General features: G+C 38.6%; 18 protein-coding genes and 1 pseudogene. 14 read left to right on the plus strand and 5 right to left on the minus strand.

All coding sequences use genetic code 11. The features are described 5' to 3' along the window. Positions 1–101 precede the first annotated feature (101 nt). From FHK88_RS03070 to FHK88_RS03085, 4 genes are all read left to right on the plus strand, one after another. On the plus strand, positions 102–1,151 hold the full coding sequence (locus FHK88_RS03070) for an IS481 family transposase (protein ID WP_227429178.1): 1,050 nt from the start codon (positions 102–104) through the stop codon (positions 1,149–1,151). Between the two features lie 415 nt (positions 1,152–1,566). Further along, positions 1,567–2,571, plus strand: a complete 1,005-nt coding sequence (locus tag FHK88_RS03075; RefSeq protein ID WP_227429323.1) for an energy-coupling factor ABC transporter permease — start codon at positions 1,567–1,569, stop codon at positions 2,569–2,571. Between the two features lie 81 nt (positions 2,572–2,652). Beyond that, positions 2,653–3,435, plus strand: a complete 783-nt coding sequence (locus FHK88_RS03080; RefSeq protein ID WP_227429324.1) for an energy-coupling factor transporter transmembrane component T family protein — start codon at positions 2,653–2,655, stop codon at positions 3,433–3,435. A gap of 9 nt (positions 3,436–3,444) precedes the next feature. After that, entirely contained in the window at positions 3,445–4,185 is a 741-nt protein-coding gene (locus FHK88_RS03085; protein ID WP_227429325.1) for an energy-coupling factor ABC transporter ATP-binding protein, read from the plus strand. A gap of 125 nt (positions 4,186–4,310) precedes the next feature. On the opposite strand, the gene FHK88_RS03090 is transcribed toward FHK88_RS03085, so the two are convergent. Continuing rightward, positions 4,311–6,311 (minus strand): acyl-CoA synthetase, encoded by a 2,001-nt coding sequence (locus FHK88_RS03090; RefSeq protein ID WP_227429326.1) that lies wholly within the window; start codon positions 6,309–6,311, stop codon positions 4,311–4,313. Between the two features lie 875 nt (positions 6,312–7,186). Here FHK88_RS03090 and FHK88_RS03095 point away from each other — a divergent pair. After that, entirely contained in the window at positions 7,187–10,222 is a 3,036-nt protein-coding gene (locus FHK88_RS03095) for an insulinase family protein (RefSeq protein ID WP_227429327.1), read from the plus strand. 654 nt (positions 10,223–10,876) lie between these two features. Further along, entirely contained in the window at positions 10,877–11,530 is a 654-nt protein-coding gene (locus FHK88_RS03100; RefSeq protein ID WP_227429328.1) for a barstar family protein, read from the plus strand. A 46-nt stretch (positions 11,531–11,576) separates the two neighbouring features. On the opposite strand, the gene FHK88_RS03105 is transcribed toward FHK88_RS03100, so the two are convergent. Further along, positions 11,577–12,053 (minus strand): hypothetical protein, encoded by a 477-nt coding sequence (locus tag FHK88_RS03105; RefSeq protein ID WP_227429329.1) that lies wholly within the window; start codon positions 12,051–12,053, stop codon positions 11,577–11,579. A 100-nt stretch (positions 12,054–12,153) separates the two neighbouring features. Here FHK88_RS03105 and FHK88_RS03110 point away from each other — a divergent pair, with 100 nt between their 5' ends. Beyond that, positions 12,154–12,612, plus strand: coding sequence for a hypothetical protein (locus tag FHK88_RS03110; RefSeq protein ID WP_227429330.1), 459 nt, complete (start codon positions 12,154–12,156; stop codon positions 12,610–12,612). Between the two features lie 209 nt (positions 12,613–12,821). Here the strand turns inward: FHK88_RS03110 and FHK88_RS03115 are convergent, their stop codons facing one another. After that, the gene (locus FHK88_RS03115; protein ID WP_227429331.1) at positions 12,822–14,522 is read right to left on the minus strand and encodes a vWA domain-containing protein; all 1,701 of its coding nucleotides are present in this window, start codon (positions 14,520–14,522) and stop codon (positions 12,822–12,824) included. A 336-nt stretch (positions 14,523–14,858) separates the two neighbouring features. Here FHK88_RS03115 and yccS point away from each other — a divergent pair, with 336 nt between their 5' ends. Continuing rightward, positions 14,859–17,249, plus strand: coding sequence for a YccS family putative transporter (gene yccS / locus FHK88_RS03120; protein ID WP_227429332.1), 2,391 nt, complete (start codon positions 14,859–14,861; stop codon positions 17,247–17,249). Positions 17,250–17,303: 54 nt separating this feature from the next. Here the strand turns inward: yccS and FHK88_RS03125 are convergent, their stop codons facing one another. Next, positions 17,304–17,681 (minus strand): hypothetical protein, encoded by a 378-nt coding sequence (locus tag FHK88_RS03125; protein ID WP_227429333.1) that lies wholly within the window; start codon positions 17,679–17,681, stop codon positions 17,304–17,306. 294 nt (positions 17,682–17,975) lie between these two features. Here FHK88_RS03125 and FHK88_RS03130 point away from each other — a divergent pair, with 294 nt between their 5' ends. Both FHK88_RS03130 and FHK88_RS03135 read left to right on the plus strand, forming a co-directional pair. Then, entirely contained in the window at positions 17,976–19,280 is a 1,305-nt protein-coding gene (locus FHK88_RS03130; protein ID WP_227429334.1) for a glutamate-5-semialdehyde dehydrogenase, read from the plus strand. A gap of 157 nt (positions 19,281–19,437) precedes the next feature. Next, positions 19,438–19,929 carry a hypothetical protein gene (locus FHK88_RS03135; RefSeq protein ID WP_227429335.1) on the plus strand — a complete coding sequence of 164 codons (492 nt, stop codon included), beginning with the start codon at positions 19,438–19,440 and terminating at the stop codon, positions 19,927–19,929. A gap of 32 nt (positions 19,930–19,961) precedes the next feature. Here the strand turns inward: FHK88_RS03135 and FHK88_RS03140 are convergent. Continuing rightward, positions 19,962–20,128 (minus strand): annotated as a pseudogene (locus FHK88_RS03140) (IS982 family transposase); the annotation flags it as partial. Between the two features lie 160 nt (positions 20,129–20,288). Between FHK88_RS03140 and FHK88_RS03145 the strand changes: the two are divergent. The 4 genes from FHK88_RS03145 to FHK88_RS03160 all read left to right on the plus strand — a co-directional run bounded on the left by FHK88_RS03145 (position 20,289) and on the right by FHK88_RS03160 (position 22,853). Then, a complete protein-coding gene (locus tag FHK88_RS03145; RefSeq protein WP_227429336.1) occupies positions 20,289–20,567 on the plus strand; it encodes a hypothetical protein in 279 nt (92 codons plus the stop codon). Between the two features lie 243 nt (positions 20,568–20,810). Then, complete coding sequence (locus FHK88_RS03150) at positions 20,811–20,975, plus strand: hypothetical protein (RefSeq protein ID WP_227429337.1); 165 nt, start codon at positions 20,811–20,813, stop codon at positions 20,973–20,975. Positions 20,976–21,823: 848 nt separating this feature from the next. Beyond that, positions 21,824–22,264 carry a hypothetical protein gene (locus FHK88_RS03155; RefSeq protein WP_227429338.1) on the plus strand — a complete coding sequence of 147 codons (441 nt, stop codon included), beginning with the start codon at positions 21,824–21,826 and terminating at the stop codon, positions 22,262–22,264. A 16-nt stretch (positions 22,265–22,280) separates the two neighbouring features. Next, positions 22,281–22,853, plus strand: a complete 573-nt coding sequence (locus FHK88_RS03160; RefSeq protein ID WP_227429339.1) for a DUF6990 domain-containing protein — start codon at positions 22,281–22,283, stop codon at positions 22,851–22,853. Positions 22,854–22,902: the final 49 nt, after the last annotated feature.

Genomic DNA, 22,902 nt, shown 5'->3' on the forward strand with positions numbered 1-22,902 from the left:
TGTACTAGTCTCAACCTAATCTGACAATCACACTTTAAAAAAGAGTGTGTTACCCAAATTGATGAAGATGTCTAAACTTTATCAAATAAGGAATAACACACATGAACCATTCTAGCACAAATAGTAATCCAATCATCAAACACAGAGCAGGCTTACTAAACTTAGCTCAAGAGCTAGGTAACGTCTCTAAAGCTTGTAAAATAATGGGGGTCTCTCGAGACACCTTTTATCGCTATAAAGAAATGGCAGACAACGGCGGTATAGGCGCATTAGTGAATCAATCAAGGCGAGTACCTAACCTTAAGAATCGAGTTGATGAGTCCACAGAACAAGCTGTCATACAACATGCCATAGACTATCCTGCTCACGGTCAGCACAGAACCTCTAATGAACTTAGAAAAGTAGGTATTTTTGTTTCAGGCAGTGGTGTACGTTCTATATGGTTAAGACACAACCTAGAAAACTTCAATAAACGTTTAAAGGCATTAGAGGCAAAAGTAGAAGCCGAAGGCATCCTCTTATCTGATGAGCAAATATCAGCACTTGAAAAGAAAAAACTAGACGATGAAGCATCTGGTGAGATTGAAACAGCACATCCAGGCTACCTAGGCTCACAAGATACTTTCTATGTCGGTCATTTAAAAGGCGTTGGACGTGTTTATATGCAGACCTTTGTAGATACTTATTCGAAGGTAGCACATGCTAAGTTATATAATACCAAAACACCGATTACAGCTGCTGATTTACTCAATGATAAGGTATTGCCGTTTTATCAAGAGCATGAGTTACCGATGCTTAGAATATTAACAGATAGAGGTACTGAGTATTGCGGTAAGGTAGAACAACATGATTATGAGCTTTATTTGGCTATCAATGATATAGATCATACTAAGACTAAAGCCAAATCCCCGCAAACCAATGGTATTTGTGAGCGGTTTCATAAGACTATCTTACAAGAGTTTTATCAAATTGCTTTTCGAAAGAAGATTTACGATAATCTAGAGTCTCTACAAGCTGATTTAGATGATTGGCTTGTTTATTATAATTATGAAAGAACTCATCAAGGTAAGATGTGCTGTGGTAGAACACCTATGCAAACGCTTACTGAGGGTAAATCCGTTTGGGCACAAAAGAATTTAGCTCAAATATAACCTGACATCTTGACCGTCAATTTGGGGGTACTGTCAGATTAGGTTTGAGCTAGTACACGTAAAGCGTTACGTTAGTTAATGGTGTCATGATTAAGGTAGTGAAAGTCAAAAACAGCCATATCCCTTATGGATATTAGCCTAACGTGGTGAATGTTTAACAGACCTCACTCTTCTTTGACTATAGCTGTGATTTTTTAACAGATATTTAGCCTCTAAATTATCAAAATAAATAAATGGTTATCATCAATTACTGGATGATAGGTAAAATTTCACTTGTTAGATTGTTAAGAGTTGCTGATAATATCAGGCGGTTTTTATTTGAATAAAATTTAGTAGATATTTTACAGTATATTTATTATCTAACTATTTGATTTAACTTTTTATTTATCATTTTGAAGATTTTGAGGAATATATCATGCACATGAGTGATGCACTAATTTCCCCAGAGGTTGGATTGACGGGGATTGCCATTGCCGCAGCAGTGGTGGCTTATCATGGAATGAAACTGGATAAACAAGAAGACATGCTACAAAAGTTGCCACTTATTGGCATTATGGGGGCATTTGTTTTTGTGGCACAGATGATTAACTTTGCCATTCCTGGTACGGGGTCGAGTGGGCATATTGCAGGCTCACTGATGCTGGCAATTATTTTAGGCCCGTCAGCGGCGATTATTATTATCAGCTCGATTTTGGTCATCCAAGCACTGCTATTTGGTGATGGTGGTATCTTAGCACTGGGTACAAATATTATTAATATGGGTATTGTGCCATGTTTTATTATTTATCCATTGGTGTGGAAAACCATCGTTGGTCAAAATCTCACTCGCAAAAAGGTGCTTATCGCCAGTTGTGTCGCAGGTATGTTAGCGATGTCGATGGGAGCATTGGGTGTGGTGGTTGAAACTTATATTAGTGGTATTGCTCAGATTCCATTGACCGAGTTTGTCTTATTGATGATACCCATTCATGTATTGATTGGTTTGGGTGAGGGGCTGATTACTTCGGCGGTGGTGTGGTTTGCCATGCAACAAAATATGATTCAAAATGATAATCTGACCCGCCAACCACTCAAAAAATCTACTGTGATTGGGGCTGTGGTCGGGCTGATGATACCTGTGATTGCGTTGACATGGTTTGCGTCTTCTCAGCCTGATGGTTTGGAGTGGTCATTGGAGCGTAGCTCTGCTCAGCTTGCTGAAGATGCACCACCGACAGCGATACATCAATTTGCCCAAAATCTACAAGAGAAAACGACCATCATGCCAGATTATACGTTTGGTAGTGAAGCAGAGTCAGATACTGCGGAGCAGGTGAATTATATGCTGATTGCTTTGATTGGCTCAATGATTATGGTGGCATTTTTAAGTGTCATTAGCGGTGGTATTTATTTATCTCGACGTAAAAAGATAGCGAAATAAGTAACTTACACCATTACATGACACCAGTACAAGACAGCATACAATCATGATAAAAGTTGGGCTTAGGAGTTTTATAAGAGCATGCTAGACTTGCAAAAAGCCCATATCGCTTGGCAAAAGGTAGATGATTATGCGTTGCGTCGTCATCTACTCTCAGAAGTCGACCCCAGAGTCCAGCTTGTTTTGACATTTTTGTTTGTCTTTATGATTGTGCTGTCCTCACCTCATCGCCCTCAGCAACTTTTGTTGTTTTTTCCTTATATACTGCTACAAGCCAAATTGGTTGGCATGTCTTTACGTTGGCTGGTACGGCGGATTGCCATTATTTTACCTTTTGTGTTGTTTATTGGGATTTTTAGTCCGTGGCTAGAGCGAGGTCAGCAGTTTGAGGTGTTGGGTTATTCGCTATCCGTTGGCTGGCTAACCTTAGTTTCTATTACGTTACGTGCCATATTGTGTGTGTCATTGGGTATTATTTTGTTGGCAAGCTGTGGCATTATCGGTATTAGTGAGGGTTTGCGAAAGCTGAAATTCCCCAAAGTGTTTTGTTTGACGCTATATTTTATTTACAATTATTTTTCATTATTGTTGCAAGATATGGCACAGGTACAAAAGGCGTATTTGCTCCGTAAATTTTCCAAAAAGCAACGCATTGCATGGCGAGATTACCAAGAGATACTCAAGGCGTTTTTTATCCGTAGTTGGTTGCGTAGTAATCGTATCCATCAAGCGATGCAGTGTCGCGGGTTTGATGGTCGTTTGTATCAGCACCGCAAGTATGACCGTTATGCGTCGCTGGCGTGGTTGGGGCTGTCGCTGGTTTATTTGGGTGGGTGTTATTTGTTTTATGTTTATACAAGTTAAGGAGAGCCAGTGAGCCATCATTTAATTACGTTTTCGGATGTTTGTTTTAGTTATCCAGATGGCACACAGGTATTAAAAGGGGTCAGCTTTCAGATACATCATGGCGAAAAAGTGGCGTTGGTTGGGGCAAATGGGGCAGGGAAGTCAACGCTGATTAATTTGCTATCAGGCTTTTATCAGCCCAGCTCAGGCTATATTGCGTTGGGTGATATTAAGGTAACGCCTGCCACCATTGAGACTGTAAGACGTACGATTGGTTTTACGTTTCAAAACCCTGATGACCAGTTATTTATGCCGACTGTGTTTGATGATGTGGCGTTTGGCTTGGTAAATATGGGCGTTGAAGGGGAAGACTTGGAGCGACAAGTTATGTCAGCCTTGCGTCGAGTTGGGGTGGAGCATTTGGCAGAGCGTCCACCGTATCGCTTATCAGGTGGACAAAAGCGGTCAGTAGCATTGGCAGGGATTTTGGTGATGGAGCCATCGGTATTGGTGCTAGATGAGCCGAGCAATGCCCTAGACCCGCAAGCCCGAGAAAACCTATTGGAGCAGTTAACCGCATTTACCCATAGCCAGTTGATAGCCACGCATGACCTTGATTTGGTGCTAGATATTTGTGATAGGGTCATTGTATTGAGTCAGGGTGAGGTGCTGTCTAATGCCACCCCAGCCGAGACATTCAGTAATTTGGAGTTATTACAAGCCAGTTCGCTTGGTTTGCCATTAAAGATGCAGGGCAAAAAGATATAGATATAGGGTGTATAGTCAACGAACTTGATAACTGTTACGGTGTTAGGCTCGCTTGCTGTACAACCGTACTATCTGCACTCGCCTGCCTTGTACCAGTTTATAACTTCGCTGACTATAGGTATAAGCTAACTGACTTCACTGGCTATGGTTAACTGCCCAATCAGATGTTGGGCTTGCTCTAGCTGTTCTCGGTTATCCACAACCACTTTGGTAATAAATCCATATTTGGCATGTTCAGGTGTGCTAATAGTAGCCTTGATATTATGCTCGCTAAGCATCTGCTCTACGGTGGCGACATTTGCCAAACGTTTGAGGGCAGGCTTAAACACTTTACCCACTGGCGTTAGTGGCATTTCATCAATAATATGAATCTCTTTGGGGATAGCGGCACGTTCACCAATGTTTGTTTGGCAGTAGGTTTGTAGTGCCTCAATGTCGATGGTGGTATCAGGTTTGGGTTGCACATACAAAATTGGTAACTCCCCTGCATAGACATCAGGCTTACCGATAGCGGCACACAACGCCACCCCCTCAAACTGATACACTGGCCCTTCGATAAGTTTGGGGTCGATATTATGCCCACCACGGATAATCAGCTCTTTTTTACGCCCAGTTAAAAAGAAAAATCCATCACTGTCTTGGTAGCCTAAGTCGCCTGTATTAAGCCATCGATTACCTGCATCATCAGTAAACCAAATATCAGCATTTTGGCTGTCAATATAATAGCCGACAAACACATTATCACCACGAATGGCAACCACGCCAACTTCATCTACATTGGCATGACGCTCAAAGTTGCCCGAGTCATCAATAATGGCAACCGTCATTGGCTGATAGGGGAAAGGTCTGCCGATTGAGCCAATTTTACGTTGACCATCTTTGGGGTTGGTTGAGCTTCCGCAGTTACCTTCGGTCATGCCGTAGGCTTCCAAAATGGTGATGCCCGTTTGTGCTTCAAACTGTTTAAACACTTCAACTGGCATCGGAGCGGCACCACAGAGGCAATACTCCAAACTGCTGACATCGCACCCTTCGCTCGCTACATTCAGTAAGGCACTGTATAGGGTCGGCACACCACTAAAGAAATTGACCCGATAATATTCAATGATACGCCAAAAGTTATCAATCATACCTTCGCCACGGTAGCCTTGAGGTGTGGCTAGCAGAATATGCCCGCCTACAGACAAAGGTAATGCACCTGTCACCATTAACGCATTGACGTGAAACAATGGCAAACCACACATGACCGTTTTGCCATGTCCGACCACATCATCACCTAATACTGCTCGTACTTGCAACACATTGGAAACTTCATTTTTGTGCTGACGCATGGCGATTTTGGGGCGACCTGTTGTGCCTCCCGTACAGAAAAATGAAGAGAAACTTTCAGCATGACGGTGTTTTTGTGGATTATTGGCAAAGGTGAGTTTGTCTTTGGGTTGTGTCGCTAGGGCGATTGTCCAGTGATGATGCTGAATGTGTGTAGGCAGTCCTGCTTCATAGCCAAATAGTAGCGATTGCCAGCCATTTTCTGCTAGGCTTTGCTTGTATTGTAGTAGTTTGGCAGGTAAGGATTTTTTACCCAGTACATGGTCAGCCAGATTGATGGTAATAATGTGAGCCAATGTCGGCACATGCTTGGCGATGTATTGTGCCTTTTGCCAAATCTCAACTTTGGGGAAGGGAGCAAGGGTAATCAATGCTCGAGCTTGAGCGGTGCTGAGTAGGTCACTGATAACTTCAGGTTCTAGCAAAGGGTTGATTGGCATGATGATATGGCGAGTTTGTACCCCAAAGATGCTAATAAAGGCTTCGGGCAGATTGGGCAATAGCATGGCAATGACGGCATCATTTTCAAGGTTAAGTGAGTCGATAAAGTTGCCCACTTGATGTACTTGTGCCAAAAACTGAGCATAGCTGAGCGATTCATGCGTTTGGTAATTATCATCAGTGGCTTGCAAAAAGTAGCTTAACGCAGGGGCGGTGGGGTCGATGTCATGCCCTGTTTTGAGTAGCTCATAGGTGGTTGGGGTGTCGCTGAGTTTTTGCTGATAAGTGGCACTGTCCATAAATTTGGCGACATCAGTAGTTTGGTCAGTTTGTACGGGCTGTTTTAAAGTGCTCATATTCCCTTATCCTTTGTCCTATTTTGAAGTGCTGAATATACTTTAATATAAAATACTTATGCTTAAGATACTAGGATCTGTTGAACATTCACCCCGTTAATCTAGTATTTTCAAAGGATACAGTTGTTTTTTTACTTTTGTGTAAAAATTGGCTAAATTTGCCTTATTCTGCGTTAATGAACTGGTTAATATCTCTGCTTTTATTAACAAGAGCTACCTGCGTTCATTGCCTTGACTAAGGCAAATTTCCCTCAATTTTTTCTATGAATATTCAACAGACCCTAGGTCTATATTATCTTGAATTGGTTATAGAGCCTAAGTCAATCCCAGATAAATCAAGCTTCTATCGGTATAAGCTGAGAAAAATAGATATAAAATACATCTAGCTTTTGTGAGAGTATATTAAAAATGTTATGATATGCGGTGCTATGGCTCATGGTGGCAGATAGCATCAGATTTATTTTATGGCGTTTTCGTTATACATAAATACATAACACACTAGGCAAACCTTTACCGACACTTTATAGATGATTTCTATAGTTTAAGCTTCATTGTCGCAATTAAGATTACCCAAACCCCATCATTTATCGCATTAATTAGGCAGGTTCTGATTGATACGATAGAGTAGGGGTATTTTTTATTGTATTGACAAAAAATCAAACAACTCCAGATAGGGACGGTTACATGCGTTGCGGTGCTTTTATAAGCCTTTGCAAACATTAACTCTACACAGTAGTAAGTTAATCAGATAAGGTAGTAAAGAGACAAGAATGACAAAGTAACTATGAACCAGCCCTAAGTTTTAGACAATTTAGCGACTTCAAGCCAGTATGGGTAGTAATACTTACTGACTGAGTCCACATTTAAGGATAGGTATGATTGACACAGATTTTTCTCCAGACCTCACACTACACCCTGCTTTTAAACTCATTGAGCATCGTCACATTGATGCGTTGTCATTAGATGTGTTGATTAGTCAGCATAGCCAGACGGGAGCGATGCATTATCATCTAGCGCATCCAAGTAGTGAAAATGCGTTTTTGGTAGGTTTTCGTACTCAGCCGATGGATTCTAAAGGTGAGGCACATATTTTGGAGCATGTGGCATTGTGTGGCTCAAAAAAATACCCTGTACGTGATCCGTTTTTTTCGATGATTAAGCGTTCGTTAAATACTTTTATGAATGCGATGACGGCTGCAGACTGGACAGCTTATCCTTTTGCTACCCAAAATAAAAATGACTATTTTAACTTGCTGTCAGTATATTTAGATGCGTCCTTCTTTCCCAATATTCATCCGTTAGATTTTGCGCAAGAGGGTATCCGTGTTGAGCTAGATGAAAATGACAATGCGCAGTTTAAAGGCATTGTGTTTAATGAAATGAAAGGGGCGATGAGTGGTGAAATTGACCAGCTATATCATACCGTAGCGCATCATCTATTTCCAACAACAACCTATCACTATAACTCAGGTGGTGACCCTGCGGATATTCCTGATTTGACTCACCCTGAATTGATTGATTTTCATCAAAGTCATTATCATCCTTCAAATAGTGTGATTATGAGCTTTGGTAATATTCCTGCTGTGGAGACTCAGACACGGCTACATGAAGATGCGTTAAAGCAGTTTGAAACTGGTAAAAAACATATTTCCCGTCCAGAGCATCGTTTTACTGCTCCGATTGCTGTGACAGAAACCTATACCGCAGAGGAAGAAGGTGCTGGCAAGACGCATCATGTTATTGCATGGTTATTGCCTGCTATTACTGACCCAAAACAGCGTTTGGCGTTGCGTTTACTTGAAGGGCTGTTGATTGAACATGCAGGGTCACCATTACGTGCATATTTAGATAGCCATGAGCTTGGTAGTGCGCCCAGTCCATTGCTTGGGCTTGATGACAGCCATTATGAAATGGTGTTTTATACAGGGCTACGTGGCTCAGATCCAGAGCATGCTGAAGCGGTAGAGCAGGGGATATTGGATTTACTCAAGCAAGTAGCAGACAATCCGATTGATGATGAAAGTATCGAAACAATTTTACACCAGATTGAGATTGACCAACGCCACATCGGTGGTGACAGCATGCCTTATGGTCTAAACTTAATGTTGGAAGGCTTTAGCACCGCCATTCATGATGGCAATCCGATTGATGTTTGGGAAGTTGATGAGCATCTGGCATGGCTACGTGAGCAGGTTAAAGACCCAAGCTGGCTACCAAGTTTGATTCAAGCTCATCTACTTGATAACCCACATCGTGTGCGGGTTACCTTGACACCAGATGCACAAAAATCAGCAAAAATCGCGGCGGCAGAGCAAGCGCGCTTAGATACATTGGTTGCTTCTTTATCAGATGCAGAAAAACAACAGTTACGTGAGCAAGCATTAGCGCTAGAAGCACGACAAAATGCAGAAGATGACTTGAGCTTGCTTCCTAAAGTTGGTATTGAAGATGTTCCTGAAACTGTGAAGCTTAGTGAGGGTGTGCAAAAAACGGTCAAACTTGAAGGGCGAGATAGCACCTTATTTCAATATGAAGCAGGGACGAATGGACTGTATTACTACCAAGTCATTATTCCCCTAAACTCAAAGGTTCTGGTCAGTGCAGATAGTGCCCATCAGCTACCAGCAGACGATGTTATTAATCACCCATTATTACCTTTATATTTAGGCTTACTTTCTGAGTTAGGTACAGATACCATGAGTGCGCGTGAAATGCAGGCTTTGCAAGCGGCACATTCATCAGGTGTTACTGCACGTATCAGTCAGCGTACCAGTATTGATGAAAGCAATCAGATTGCCAGTTATTTTGTGATGGCAACACGTGCGCTTAATCGTAAAACAGAAGCGGTAGATTTGCTTAAAGAAGTCATGATGCATACTGTCTTTAGTGAACAGGCTCGTATCAAAGAGTTATTGCGTCAAAAACAAGCAGGTTGGCAGTCGCGTTTAGCTAATGCTGGACATGCTTATGCACTACAAACTGCCAGTCGTAATATGAGTCGTCAAGCACAGCTTGAATATGTACGCAGTGGTCTACCTGCGCTCAATGCACTCACTGCATTTTTGGCAGATGCAAAAGAAGATGACAGCAAATGGGACACATTGGCAAATAGTCTGATGGCATTGCATCAACATATTATTAACTTACCCAAGCATGCTTTGATTATCTGCGAAGCTGACCAAACCCAGCGTCTCAGTGATTTAATTGTCCAAAGCTGGCAAGAAACAACACCTGCTAAAGCGAATAGTGTTAGTAACGAAATCAATACTGGCATTCCAGAAGAGTTTTGTGAGCTGGCATTAGCAGAGATAGCAGATGAAGTTGTTTTAGATGAAGACATAGCGTGGTTAGTAGCGACCAATGTTTATCACAATGCTTCTGTCTATCCTGCTGTGCCTGCTGACCATCCAGATACTGCACCGTTGATGGTACTTGCCCCTTACTTACGCAATGGTTATCTACACAGTGCTATTCGTGAAAAAGGCGGTGCTTATGGTGGTGGGGCAGGCTACGATGCTAACGCCTGTGCTTTTAAATTCTTTAGCTACCGTGATCCGCATTGTAGTGAGACTTTTGCTCACTTTGAGCAAAGCGTACATTGGCTACTGAATGAGCCACAAAATGATGCGCAACTAGAAGAAGCAATACTTGGTATTATCTCAGCGATGGACAAACCGGGCTCACCTGCTGGTGAGGCAGTCAAAGCTTGCTTTAGTGGATTGCATGGGCGTGATGCACAGTGGCAACAGCAAATGCGTGCTAATATTCTAGCGGTTACTTTAGCCGATTTACAACGAGTGGCAACGACCTATCTGCTAGATAAAGCACATAGTAAGGCAGTGCTTGCACCCTATGATAAAGAAAGCACCATGAGTGAGCTTGGCTTTGTGGTACATAAAGTTAAAAGTTAGTATCTAGTATTCACTGATATATTTTTCATAGTAAAAATGAAGGCAATGAGTTTTTAATTTGTTGCCTTTATTTTTATTAGCATTCAATTTCACCAAACACCATTCCTTATCAACTTATTTTGATGTCAACTGCTTTAGAGCTCTTAATAAAATACCCTTTTTTTATGCTTATAAAAATAATCAATACAATCAATGACTTGAAATTTAAGGTTAATTAAAGGGTGAAATAAGGGTTTTGCCCCGAATGTCTTGTTATGATTAACTTCTTGGTAGTATACTTCTGTTATCCATCGCATAGATGGTTTAGAAAATTTCAGGGGGGTTATGCTGTATGTAGCGTTTGTTATCCATCGCATAGATGGTTTAGAAAAACATCTCCAAGACGGCTAAAGAATGGTTTAAGTTATCCATCGCATAGATGGTTTAGAAATCAATCGTATCTTCATCACGCAACTCGCCTAAGTTATCCATCGCATAGATGGTTTAGAAATACTGTATATAAGTTTTTATTCTATAGTATAGTTGTGTCTAGGAAGATATATTTTTAACACCTTATAAATTATATTGTTGAAATTGGCACAAAATACATATTATCATTAATAAATATTGTTATCCAGATAGTGAAAAACTTATAAAAAATTAGAAGAGACTTAAATGTATAAGATATATTTATTTTCTAATCAAAATAGGATGGTATTTTCATCAGTGAATATTTCTTATCCATATAAAGGTAAACTGACGATATTATTGCTAAACAAAAAATTACAACAGGAATCCCTACCTGATTTTAATAGGATTGAAGTTTTTGTAAAAAATAATCTAGAAGTCACATCTAAAATAATATCTGCTAATATAAACAAAGTTTCTATCAAAAACTTCTATGTTTATATTGATTTTATAGAAAGTATGGATACAGACTACATATTTGGAAATAATATTTTTGAAAATATAAATATGATTTTGATGCGCAAATATAGATTATGGCTTGGTGGTAATGAAGATAAAAAATTTCATTGGTTAAGAAGTTGCTATTTTTATAATAGACATCATAAATCTTATAATAAAAATATCACAATTGATGGTCGGTTTATAAAAACAAAAAATGACTTTTTATGTGAGTTTTCAGAACAGCTAATTGGTGTTGGTGGCTACTTTGGGTCTGATTTAGATGGCTTTGCTGATTGCTTTGATACCTATGACATAAATGATGTTCAAATTATATGGCGTGATTTTTATAAAAATAGTTTCCCAGAAAAGAATATTATTCTTGAGATGCTAAGAGCTTATAATTTAAATGTGGTTGTATAAATATATCTATATTACTATCTAATTTCTTCTTATTTAGTCATACTAATTACAATAATTTATTTAAGCTGTTTAAGAAATTTTCTATCTCTTCTGTATCTACTCTTGCTCGCAATCCTATCATACTTGCTCCTTGATGGTGATATGCCACATTGATATTAAAGAAAAAAATCAAATCTAATATGCCTAATTTTTCAATAGGATGATACGCACCTGTATCAGCTATAATCTCTATATCATACTCAGAGTTTACAAAGCTGTTTTTATTAAGCTCTATATCTTCTGTTGTATGGCTATATTGGATAAGTTTTTCTATTTTATCTGATAAGAAATTAATAAGCCTTAACAAATCTGAAGAGTGAAAATGTGTCTGGTAGTTTTCAGGCAAAGCAAAAGTTATTTTTTCATTATCATAATGGGTAAAAGTTAATGAAAATTTATAAATATTTTGGGTTTTATCCAGTCTGGTCTTTTCTAGTAGCTCAAAATGTATCAAAAAAGGCTCAGCAGGTAAGATTATAATCATAAACACGCCTTGATTTCGAGAATCGGTGCATTATATCTGCCTAAAGCTGATATAATGATGGTTAATAATAAAATTATCTACTTCAAACTAATAGACCATTATGACTAATTCTATCATGCGTATTACCGAGAAAACTCTGCCATTTCGGGCTTTATCAATTTATGCGCTTCCTTATATTGCCATTATATTAATACGCTTATGGTTAGAAAACTTAGGTTATCTTAATGCCCTAACTGGTGGTTTATTGGCTTTATTAGTCATGGTTTTTATTAGTAGTGTTTTGGTGGTTTATCTCTTCAAGGCCCGTCATCACAGAGCATTAGAAAAAATAGAATGTAGCCGTATTGGTATTATTACCACGACGGTTGGATTAATAACGATTCTTATATATTTGTCGATATTTTTTAATTCAGTAGGTTTAGATTGGCGGGTGCTTACTGACTTAGGTATTGGTATGAATATTATGCTATTTATAGGGGTCGTTTTTAGCCTAATAATTCAATATGCAGTGGTATTTTATGGCTTATGGCATACTCAGCAGTGGTTATTAAAAAGATAAACGAGGTATGTCCATTTCTATTTTCTGCCAAATCATTTCACCAAGATAAAAAAGGTAGTGCTTCAAGATTGGTTTAAGCAAGAGATACAAAAAAGTGCAAAGCAGTTTTTGAGTGGTACAGCTTAACTGGTATAAATTAAGCAAAATGTAATAAAAGCGAGGGCTGAATAAATCCTCGCTTTTGATTAGTGAGTAACTTTAGTTATTAACTACTGCAAAGCACCTGCTAACTCAACCAGTTTGACAAACTCACCACGACTGCCTGTACTGTCTGTTCCAATGCCTTGTTGTGCTAACTGCTTGCTATCGGCATACGTCCAGTTATGGATATATTTGCTGTTGCTGAGTAGTTGACCATAACCTGCCACTGCCATGGCAAATTTGGTATCACTATTGGCTGTACTGACCTGATTGGCAATCGGATAAGTGACCAGTTTTGACGTATCTCCATCTGGTGCTTTATAGCGAATCTTTAAAAATCCAAGCTCATTGGATTTGTCATTATTGGTATTGCTAGATGTGGCAGAAGCTTGCTGATAGCGACTGTCATCAAGTAGCCCTTGTGCACCAACTGGGGTAACTTCAAATAGGGCAACTACAGACTTTCCTGCACCCAGCTCGCCTGCATCGACTTTGTCATTATTAAAATCTTCGGTAGCGAGTACACGGTTTTCATAGCCAATCAATCGCCATTCAGATACAACGGCAGGGTTAAACTCCACTTGTACTTTGACATCTTTAGCAACAGTGTTAAAGGTCGCTGACATCTCGTCAATCAATACTTTTTTAGCTTCAGATAAAGAATCAATATAGCTGTAGTTGCCATTACCATTATCAGCAACCTGCTCCATCATATAGTCATTATAGTTGCCTTGTCCAAACCCAAGTGTCGATAGTGAAATACCTTTATCACGATTGTTGCGGATAATATCGAGCATCTCATCTACACTTGAAACACCAACGTTAAAGTCACCATCGGTCAGCATCAAGATACGGTTAATGCCGTTATCTTTAAAGTTTTTACCAGCTTGTTGATAGGCAAGCTTGATGGCAGCCTCACCATTGGTTGAGCCACCTGCATTGAGGTTATCGATGGCGTTTAGAATGGTCTGCGTTTCATTACCTTTGGTGGCAGGCAGTACTATTTCGGTGTTACCTGCGTAGGTGATTAGGGTAATGGTATCTTCGGCACGGAGCTGTTTACTGAGCATCTTCAGGCTAGATTTTGCCAGTTCTAGTTTGTCAGGGTCAGACATTGAGCCTGATACATCCACTAAGAATACTAGATTGGCAGGGGGAAGAGTCTGGCTACTGGAGGCTTGTTCAGTGGTGGTATCACTGGCTTGAATACCAATTTTGACAATACGGTTAGAGGTATGCCATGGAGCTTCTACAACTTGGGTATCAACCAAAAATGGTACGCCTGCTTTTTTGATGGCATGACTAAAGTCATAATGGAAGTAGTTAATCAACTCTTCGATACGCACCGCATCGCTAGGGGGCAATTGTCCTTGATTGATAAAACGACGCATATTGGCATAACTGCCAGTATCTGTGTCAATACTTAGAGTAGCAATGGCATCTTCACTGGTTTTATGTACAGCATTGGGGGTGATTTTTTGATAGTTTTCAGTATTTTGTTGTTGGGTCGTAAGCTCTGGTGGACTGATAGGTGCAATCATCGCTGAGCGAGAGAGGTGCGCAGGTGCTGCCATATCAGTGGCATGAGGGGCTTCTTGGGTAGTAATGACTTCCTTAGCAAGGATAGTGTCCTGCGAGACGTGGTCAATTGCTTCTTCTTTTTGGCTACAGGCAGTGATAAATAATAGTGCTATTAGACTGGCAGTGAGTGTGGTTTTGCTTGGATGTTTTTTTTGTATGTTAGATGTGTGTTTGTTGGTATATGGCATGATTTACTTTCCTTTTTATATAAACTTTAAATATAAAATAATAGGATACAGAATAAATATTATTACATCTGGTGTATTATTTTAAAAAGGGTATCACTAGGAAGGGTATTAAAGTTAGGTGTTTTGTAGTATTTTCATAAAGGTTTTTAAGTGTTTTTATGAGGTCGTCATACTAATAAGAGAAAATTTTTTAGAGTCTGTTATCATTTGGGTTAAACTATGACACTTCTGCTGTTGTGTTGGTTGCTATCATGAGGTTCCTAATTATATTGTGTTATTTTCTATGCACTAATGAATTCTAATGATTATAAAAGTTAAACACTTTAAGGATGCTAAATGGCGCACCAGTTTTCATCATTTCTGACTGTTTTTAATACATTTAATAGCCGTTATTTAAGCAATCTGCCTTTGTTTGTCAGTATGGTGCTGGCATCTTTGGGTGTTTGGTATTTTCATGCCATTGATGAAAGTATGGCATTGTTTTTGGGTATTATCGCTGGTGGTTTGGTTGACTTGGATAACCGTTTTACTGGACGACTGCGTAATACGTTTGCAACCTTGCTACTTTTTGCACTGGCATCATTGGCAATTCAGCTTTCTATTAATCATTCAGGTGTGCTGGTTATATTATTAACAGCATCGGCGTTTATTATTACCATGGCTGGGGCATTGGATATGCGTTATCGTACCATTGCATTTGGTACGTTGTTAGTAATGATTTATACATTATTAACCTATTTGCCTCATATTCCGTGGTATCTAAATCCAATGATGATTGTCTGTGGCACACTGTTATATAGTGTGTGCAATCTGATATTTTATATTTTGATGCCTCATCGTCCTGTACAAATAAGTATGGTACGAGCGTACCGTAGTTTATCTGCTTATATGATGGTTAAGGCGCAGTTTTTTGACCCAGATGAAGCCGATTTTTTGGCAGATAAAGAAGTGCCTTTGGCAATGAAAAATACAGCAGTGGTGACGGCTTTTAATGAGTGTCGCAGTGCATTATTTTATCGTTTACGTAGTCAATATCGTCATCCTGTAACAGTACGAATGTTGCAATATTATCTGATTGCTCAAAATATTCATGAGCGTATCAGCTCCAGTCATGTGGACTATCAAACATTTGCACGTGAGCTACAACATAGTGATTTGATTTATCGTATCCAGCGTTTGATTGTATTGCAAGCGCAGGCATGTCAGCAAATGGCAGAGGCGCTATATACCCAGCAACACTTTGTCACGGATAAAGTATTACAGCGAGCCAGTCGTGGTTTAAAGCAAGCGTTGCAACGCTATATTGATGAAAATACAGTTGATGTTGAGACAAAAGGACAGTTGCATTTACATAGTTTACAGCAGTTGGTTGCCAATATTTTAAGCATCAGTGAGCAGTTACAGCGCATAGAAAATGTGAAGTTTAGTGATATGCAAGATACGGTGGGTAGCCGTATTGCGGGACAGGATGTAGAAAGTTTGCGTGATGGTTGGCGGATTATTGGTCGTAATTTGACCGTCAATTCTGCGGTGTTTCGTCATGCAGTGCGTATGGCATTGATAACAGGGATAAGCTGTATTTTGGTCGAGGGGCTAAATCTGCATTTTGGTTATTGGATTTTGCTAACAGCAGTTTTGGTATGTCAGCCTAATTATTCAGCGACCACCAGCCGATTACAACAGCGAGTGTTGGGAACAGTTTTGGGGGTTATTGTTGGCTCGTCATTGGCTTATTTACAGTTATCCTTTGTTAGTCAGTTATTGGTGATTGTAATCGCTACCACATTCTTTTTTGTGTTTCGAACAGCTCGTTATAGCTTTTCTACTTTTTTTATTACCATTCAGGTCTTGGTGGGTTTCTCATTAATTGGTATTGATACCCATGTTGCAATGTATTCACGAATTTTAGATACCATTATTGGCTCTGGGCTGGCATGGTTTGCAGTGACATATATTTGGGCAGATTGGCACTATTTGACGTTGAGCAAAACAGGATTGAAAGCGATACAAGCTGATTCTGGTTATTTACAACAAGTGTTACAGCAATTTCGGCAAGGATATACTGAGCATTTGTCTTATCGGGTAGCAAGGCGTGAGGCACATGAGCGGGCATCATCGCTTAGTAATACTGTCTCAGATATGTCGATTGAACCGAAAAAATATGCTGATAAACTACCTAAAGGCTTTCAACTGTTACAGCTTAATTATTCATTAATTAGTAGTATTTCAGCACTAGGGGCATTGCGTGAGCAGGTCGAAACTCAAATAGAGCCACAAAATTTAGAAAGTAACCAGCCTAATGATTTAACCAGTTCTAATGATAATCACAATATCCAATTTCTTCCTCAATTTTTTGCCATTGGTGATGAGATGGTCGCTCTTATGCAACAGATGGATAAAGAGCAATTAAGCGAGCTTGAACAAGCCATTGCTGATATTGGACAAGCCATCACCCAATTACAAAAGCAAGCTGAAAGGCTAGAACAACTGAATAAACAAACTGATAAGCAACAACAAAAACAGGTTGAGCAAAGCTCAAACTTTGCTCAACCTGATGACATTAATTGCAATGATACTCAAACTAACAATACTCAATCCAATAAGCCAACCAGCCAGCACCAATCCAATCATGACTTACAGCAAACCCAGCTTATTTTATGTACGCAATTAAGACGTATTAATGAGCGGTTATTGCCATATGCAAAGGTTTTGTCTACTTGCCAATAATGGTTTTGAGCGACTTAACAACTGATATAGCTTATCTTATAAAGTTATAAAAGGTTATTCACCATTGATTTCTTGGTCTTCAATAGCCCCAATCATGGTTTGGTCATTTTCTTTAGCATAGTTAATATCGCCTTGGGTGGGCTGTTGCTGTTGACGCAATTTTTGTTCTTCACGAGCTTTAATTGCTCCAATCATCGCTTGGTCGTTGGCATGAGCCACCGCCGCTCTACTTCTTTGTGCTTCTTGAGCTTGGATTGCTCCCACCATGGCTTGGTCGTTAGCATGAGCGACCGCAATATTACCTTGCGTGGGCTTGGGTAATGGTTTGCTATTAGAGCACCCCGCTAAAGCAGTCAGTGCCAAACTTGCACTAAGGATAGAAACGGCTAAAGTGGTTTTATTTTGTACGGCTGTTTTTATAACTGTTTTCATATTAAAGTCCTTATATAATAAAATCGTAATAAATTTTAATGTTAGATGCTTTATTAAAGTCATGGCTAACAGATAATAGGATTAGAACTTTTCACAATCCTCATATCTTTATTTACTATAACTAATTTATGGGCGTTTGACTATAGGCTGATAAACTCATAGACTAATTGGCAAACTAACCCCAATCAATTTATGACAGTTTTGTAATATTAATATCAATGGTGAATAGCCAACTTTTATAACAAGCATTTTTATATAAAGTTTTTTAACATATTTTTAAAATAGGAGTTTTATATGAGTCAAGCCAACACCCCTAACGACATTCAAGCCTATATGCAACAGGTTGGCAAACAAGCCAAAGCTGCCTCACGCCAACTCGCTGCTGTCAATACAGGCGATAAAAACAATGCCTTGCTTGCCATTTATGATGAACTGCTGTCTGCCAAAGACGATATCTTAGCGGCAAACCAAATCGACATGGACAATGGACGTAAAAATAACCTAGAGTCTGCCTTATTAGACCGCCTAGAGCTGACCGACAGCCGATTTGACGGTATGCTACAAGGGCTAAAAGACGTGGCAAACCTGCCTGACCCCATCGGTGAAGTGACTGACATGACTTTCCGCCCATCAGGTATCCAACTGGGCAAAATGCGTGTGCCTTTGGGTGTGGTCGGTATGATTTACGAATCTCGTCCTAACGTTACCTTAGAGGCGGCATCACTGGCATTAAAATCAGGTAATGCCATCATTTTGCGAGGTGGTTCAGAGGCGTTCGAATCCAATCAAGCCATCGCCCGTTGTATCATGCAAGGATTACAAAAAGCAGGACTACCTGAGCATGGCGTACAAGTATTATCTACCACTGACCGTGCGGCGGTGGGTGAGCTTATCACCATGACTGACTATGTGGACGTTATTGTGCCACGAGGCGGTAAAGGACTAATCGAACGCATTAGCCGTGATGCTCGTGTGCCAGTGATTAAGCATTTGGATGGTAACTGCCACACTTATATTGACGCTGATGCCGACCCTGAGATTGCCATCAAGGTTAGCGTTAATGCCAAAACCCAACGCTATGGCACTTGCAACACCATGGAAACCTTATTGGTCGATACTGCCATTGCCGACAGCCTATTACCCAAAATCGCCACTGCCATTGTCGAAGCAGACAACGCCATGCAACTGCGTGTTGACACCCAAGCCAAAGCTATCTTGGCAAATGAATCTGCCTTAACTGACCATCTAAGCGATGCCACCGATGAGGACTGGGATACTGAATATCTTGCCCCAATTTTGGCAGTCAAAGTGGTATCAGGACTTGATGAGGCGATAGAGCATATCAACACCCACGGCAGTCACCATACCGACGTTATCATCACCAATAACTACACAAAATCGCAATGCTTTTTGCGAGAAGTGGACTCTTCAAGCGTGATGATTAATGCCTCAAGTCGTTTTGCTGATGGCTTTGAGTATGGATTGGGGGCAGAAATTGGCATTTCTACTGACAAAATCCATGCCCGAGGACCTGTCGGTTTGGAGGGCTTAACCTCTCAAAAATGGATTGTTTATGGACATGGGGAAGTGCGGGGTTAGGATAAGTTTCTATTATAGTGAAATAAGCCCAATATAGGATAATAGCGTAACCTAAAAGTGTTAAAGGTTTAGTGGGTTACGCTATTACTAATTACAATGACTAGTTTTGTCCTTCTCCTAAGTAGTTAAAAGAGCTTTAGGTATTTAAAAGATAACTATGTATACATTTAAACAGTTACTTCCACTAATTCAAAAAAGTTATGGGCAAAAATGTTGCAGAAAACGTATAGCAGATGGACAAACTTTAATAGTCGAATATGGTAATAAAATCTATCATGGAAAAAATAATAGATTAGATTCGTTTGTTGGAGAATGGAGTTTTGGAACTTATAGTAGATTTTGGAGAATAGTAAAAAATGACAAGGTTTTACTTGGAGGAGGAAGTAGCTTTCAGGATAAGAGTATGGACTCTATGCTACAAAAGATTGATTTCGGTAGATTAAAGAAAGTTACTTTTGAAAGAAATCTTGATTTAGTACTACACCTTGATAATGAAGTTTTAATAGAATTTTTATCATTGAACCATAATGAAGAGAGTTTTCATATTTATACACCTCATAAAAAAGCCATGGTTTATTACACTGATAGAGGTTGGCTTTATGGAAAGACTGATATTCCATGGCCAAACTCTTTAAATCTTGATTTTTAGGTTTTCAAATTTTTTAGATTGAAAATTATAATCCGATATCTTAGTTGATGAAATAATACCAATATGGTTATGATTTCTGAGGTACTTATTTTGTATCATTTTAACCGTTTGCATCCATTTATATTCATTTTTTAAAGTTTGTTTAGGTTGGCTGATAGTAGTTGTTTATGTAGTAATATAATTCAGTTAGGTTATCCATATTTTATTCATATTTTGACCTGCTAATTATTCGGGATTCTCAGCCTGTCATTTTGGAGCTTTTTATGTGTTCTGGGGTGCTTATTCTAAATTCAGGTTATATAAAGAAAAGCTATTTATTTACAGAGGGCTAGTGTCTACTAGCCTTTTTTGGGTTTTATATGATTTTAAAAAATAAACAGCTTCTAAAAATTGCAGAAAAAAATCTAACTGGCATGCTGAGAAATCATAGTTATCAGGACTTAGATTTACCCTGTGAGGTGTCTCAATTAGATAAAAGTGATTGGCAGATACAATATCATATCAATACAGAATATTATGAGATGCCAGTCCATATTTTATCAGTAAGTTTTTTAAGCCAAAAAAATATCATTGCATCATACAAGCTGTATTTAGATAACAGCCTAAATTGTATTGATGAGTTTTTCGTGACTTACTAATAGCATATAAAATGGAGATATTAGAAAATTCAAAAATACCCAAATGAAATAAGAAATCTAGTACTTACTCAATGGCGTTAAACAGTACAGCTAGGGCGGGTTAGCAATCGCACAACCTTAAAGCTGAAGTTTGATATATTATGCAGTCTCTAATGATGCTCTAAGGATAATAATTTATCCTATTTGAGTATGGCATGGAGCAGTTTATGAATATACCTTTACCCAAGCTAGAAGGTAGATAATATGAAATTATGGATGAGTGCAGAGTACAGTGGTGATATTGGTCATGAAATGAGAACCGCAAGGAATTTTGTAGAAGATGAAATCAACTCAATAATTGATGGAAAAAACTATGATATTGATTTAAAAGGTTGGGATTGTATAGCGATATACCTCTTACAAAAGTAGCGTAGGGATTTAAAATAACAAGCCTACTTCTATCAGATAGGAAAACATGCTTTTACATCTTTTAAAAAACCTTGTGATGGTCAGTTATTAGACTTATGTAAGCACGCTAATCAATATTTTGCTAAGTTTCGTATTACGGTTGAACATAAAATTGGTTTAATTAAGCTGTTCAAGATTGTTGCTAATAGGTATCGGAATCGCTGTCAGCATTATGACCTCAGAATGAAGCTATTTGCTGATTTTATTAATTTTGAAATCTCTCTATGATTTTTGCAAGAGGTCTAGTATAGTAGATTTTTTAAAAGCAAAAGTCTCTATATATGCAAAGTGTTTTTTCACTAATTGTTTATTATATTTTATTATGCTGTATATCAGTAATGCTAATTAACAGTTGCTGTCCAATGAGGCGATGTACGTATTTTTATGCAATAGAGTATGCTTGGTTGGTTTTATTGTGTATTCCATTTATTTACCAAAATATCTTTCTTCATAAGAAAATTACCAAATTAATTGTGTTTCTTATTATTTTAATGAGTGTGTGTTTATATGGAATACTTTCATCAATAGCTTTTTTATTTTTAGGAATAATTTTTTTCTATAAAGTAAGTTCAAAGTTGGATTATTTTTTCTATTTCATCACTGCTTCTCTTTTGAGTGTATTTGCTTATGTTTTTTATATATTTTACATCAAAGGTGTTTTTGTTTAATATTGCTAATAACTCACCAAGTTAACTGCTTAATGTGGTGGTCATGTATTTGTTAACCTGCCTTATGAATGCTATATATCACCCTATATACAAAATAACATCAATAATTGATGAATAATGGAGTGAGATAAGCCAATGTATATGATTCAATTTGGTGCTCAATGTGGTAGTTCCCAAGCTGGCAAAGCAATAGCTCATTACCATGTTCTTCTCAATAGAATATTCTATCAAAAGCAAGATAGTAGTGATTATTTTAAGACCTTACTGTTTTTATCGATAGTATTGCGAGTCAGTGGCAAACATAGAGATTTTGGCTCTGAAGGGGCGGAGTTTCTACAAAAATCGGATAGTCGAAATGTTTATACCATTGACTTTGCCATACCTGAAGAGCGTTGGCAAAACAAAACCGATACACAGTTACGTACATATATTGCTGAGGGCGTTAGAACCTGCTATCAGATGCTAAAAGAGAAAGTTATGACTCTTGATGAAGTAATTGATGAAGACAAACTAGACCATGATTTTGAATATGGTATGGAGCAGTTTATGACCTTACCTTTGCTCGAACTGAAAGATAGGTAATGATGAGGATTAAACAATGACTAAAGCAGAGCTATACAACATTCTAATAGATAACGGTTGGACGATACGCAAAGGCATTGATGACTGTGCTTATAAGCAATTATCTGACCGACAAATACAACTCATACCTAATATTAAAAAATTGATAGATAAATATAAGATTATTATGATACCAGGTGTGAGTACCAAAGAATTTAGTAAAATAGCTGAATATATACGCCACAATAAAAAGTCAAGAAGAATCGTACATTCTTGTATAATTAATAGTATTTTTGATGGAGGGATAGAACAAGGTATTGACGTCAAAGTACCGACAAGACAAATTGTCGAAGACTATCTACAAAAAATCGAAACATGGGCACAACAGCAGGATATAGAAGCGGGGTTACAGAAATACCGTGAGTTGCCAACCGATTCCAAAGGAACTTACCCTGTTTATCACTTAGCATCATTAGCTATAGCAGGACAGACCACACAACTAGCCGAGTATCTTGAAAACTTTAAGCAAGGTAATCGAATGGGCTTTGTACCCTATATCAAACAAGACTATATTGAACGGGCATTAGAAGAAGCTAAAAAGCATCAATAATCATCTTAAAAATAAAAGGCAATGATACAAATCATGTATCATTGCCTTT

Origin of the sequence: Psychrobacter sp. I-STPA6b, assembly GCF_020662265.1 — a bacterium.
Taxonomy (GTDB): domain Bacteria; phylum Pseudomonadota; class Gammaproteobacteria; order Pseudomonadales; family Moraxellaceae; genus Psychrobacter.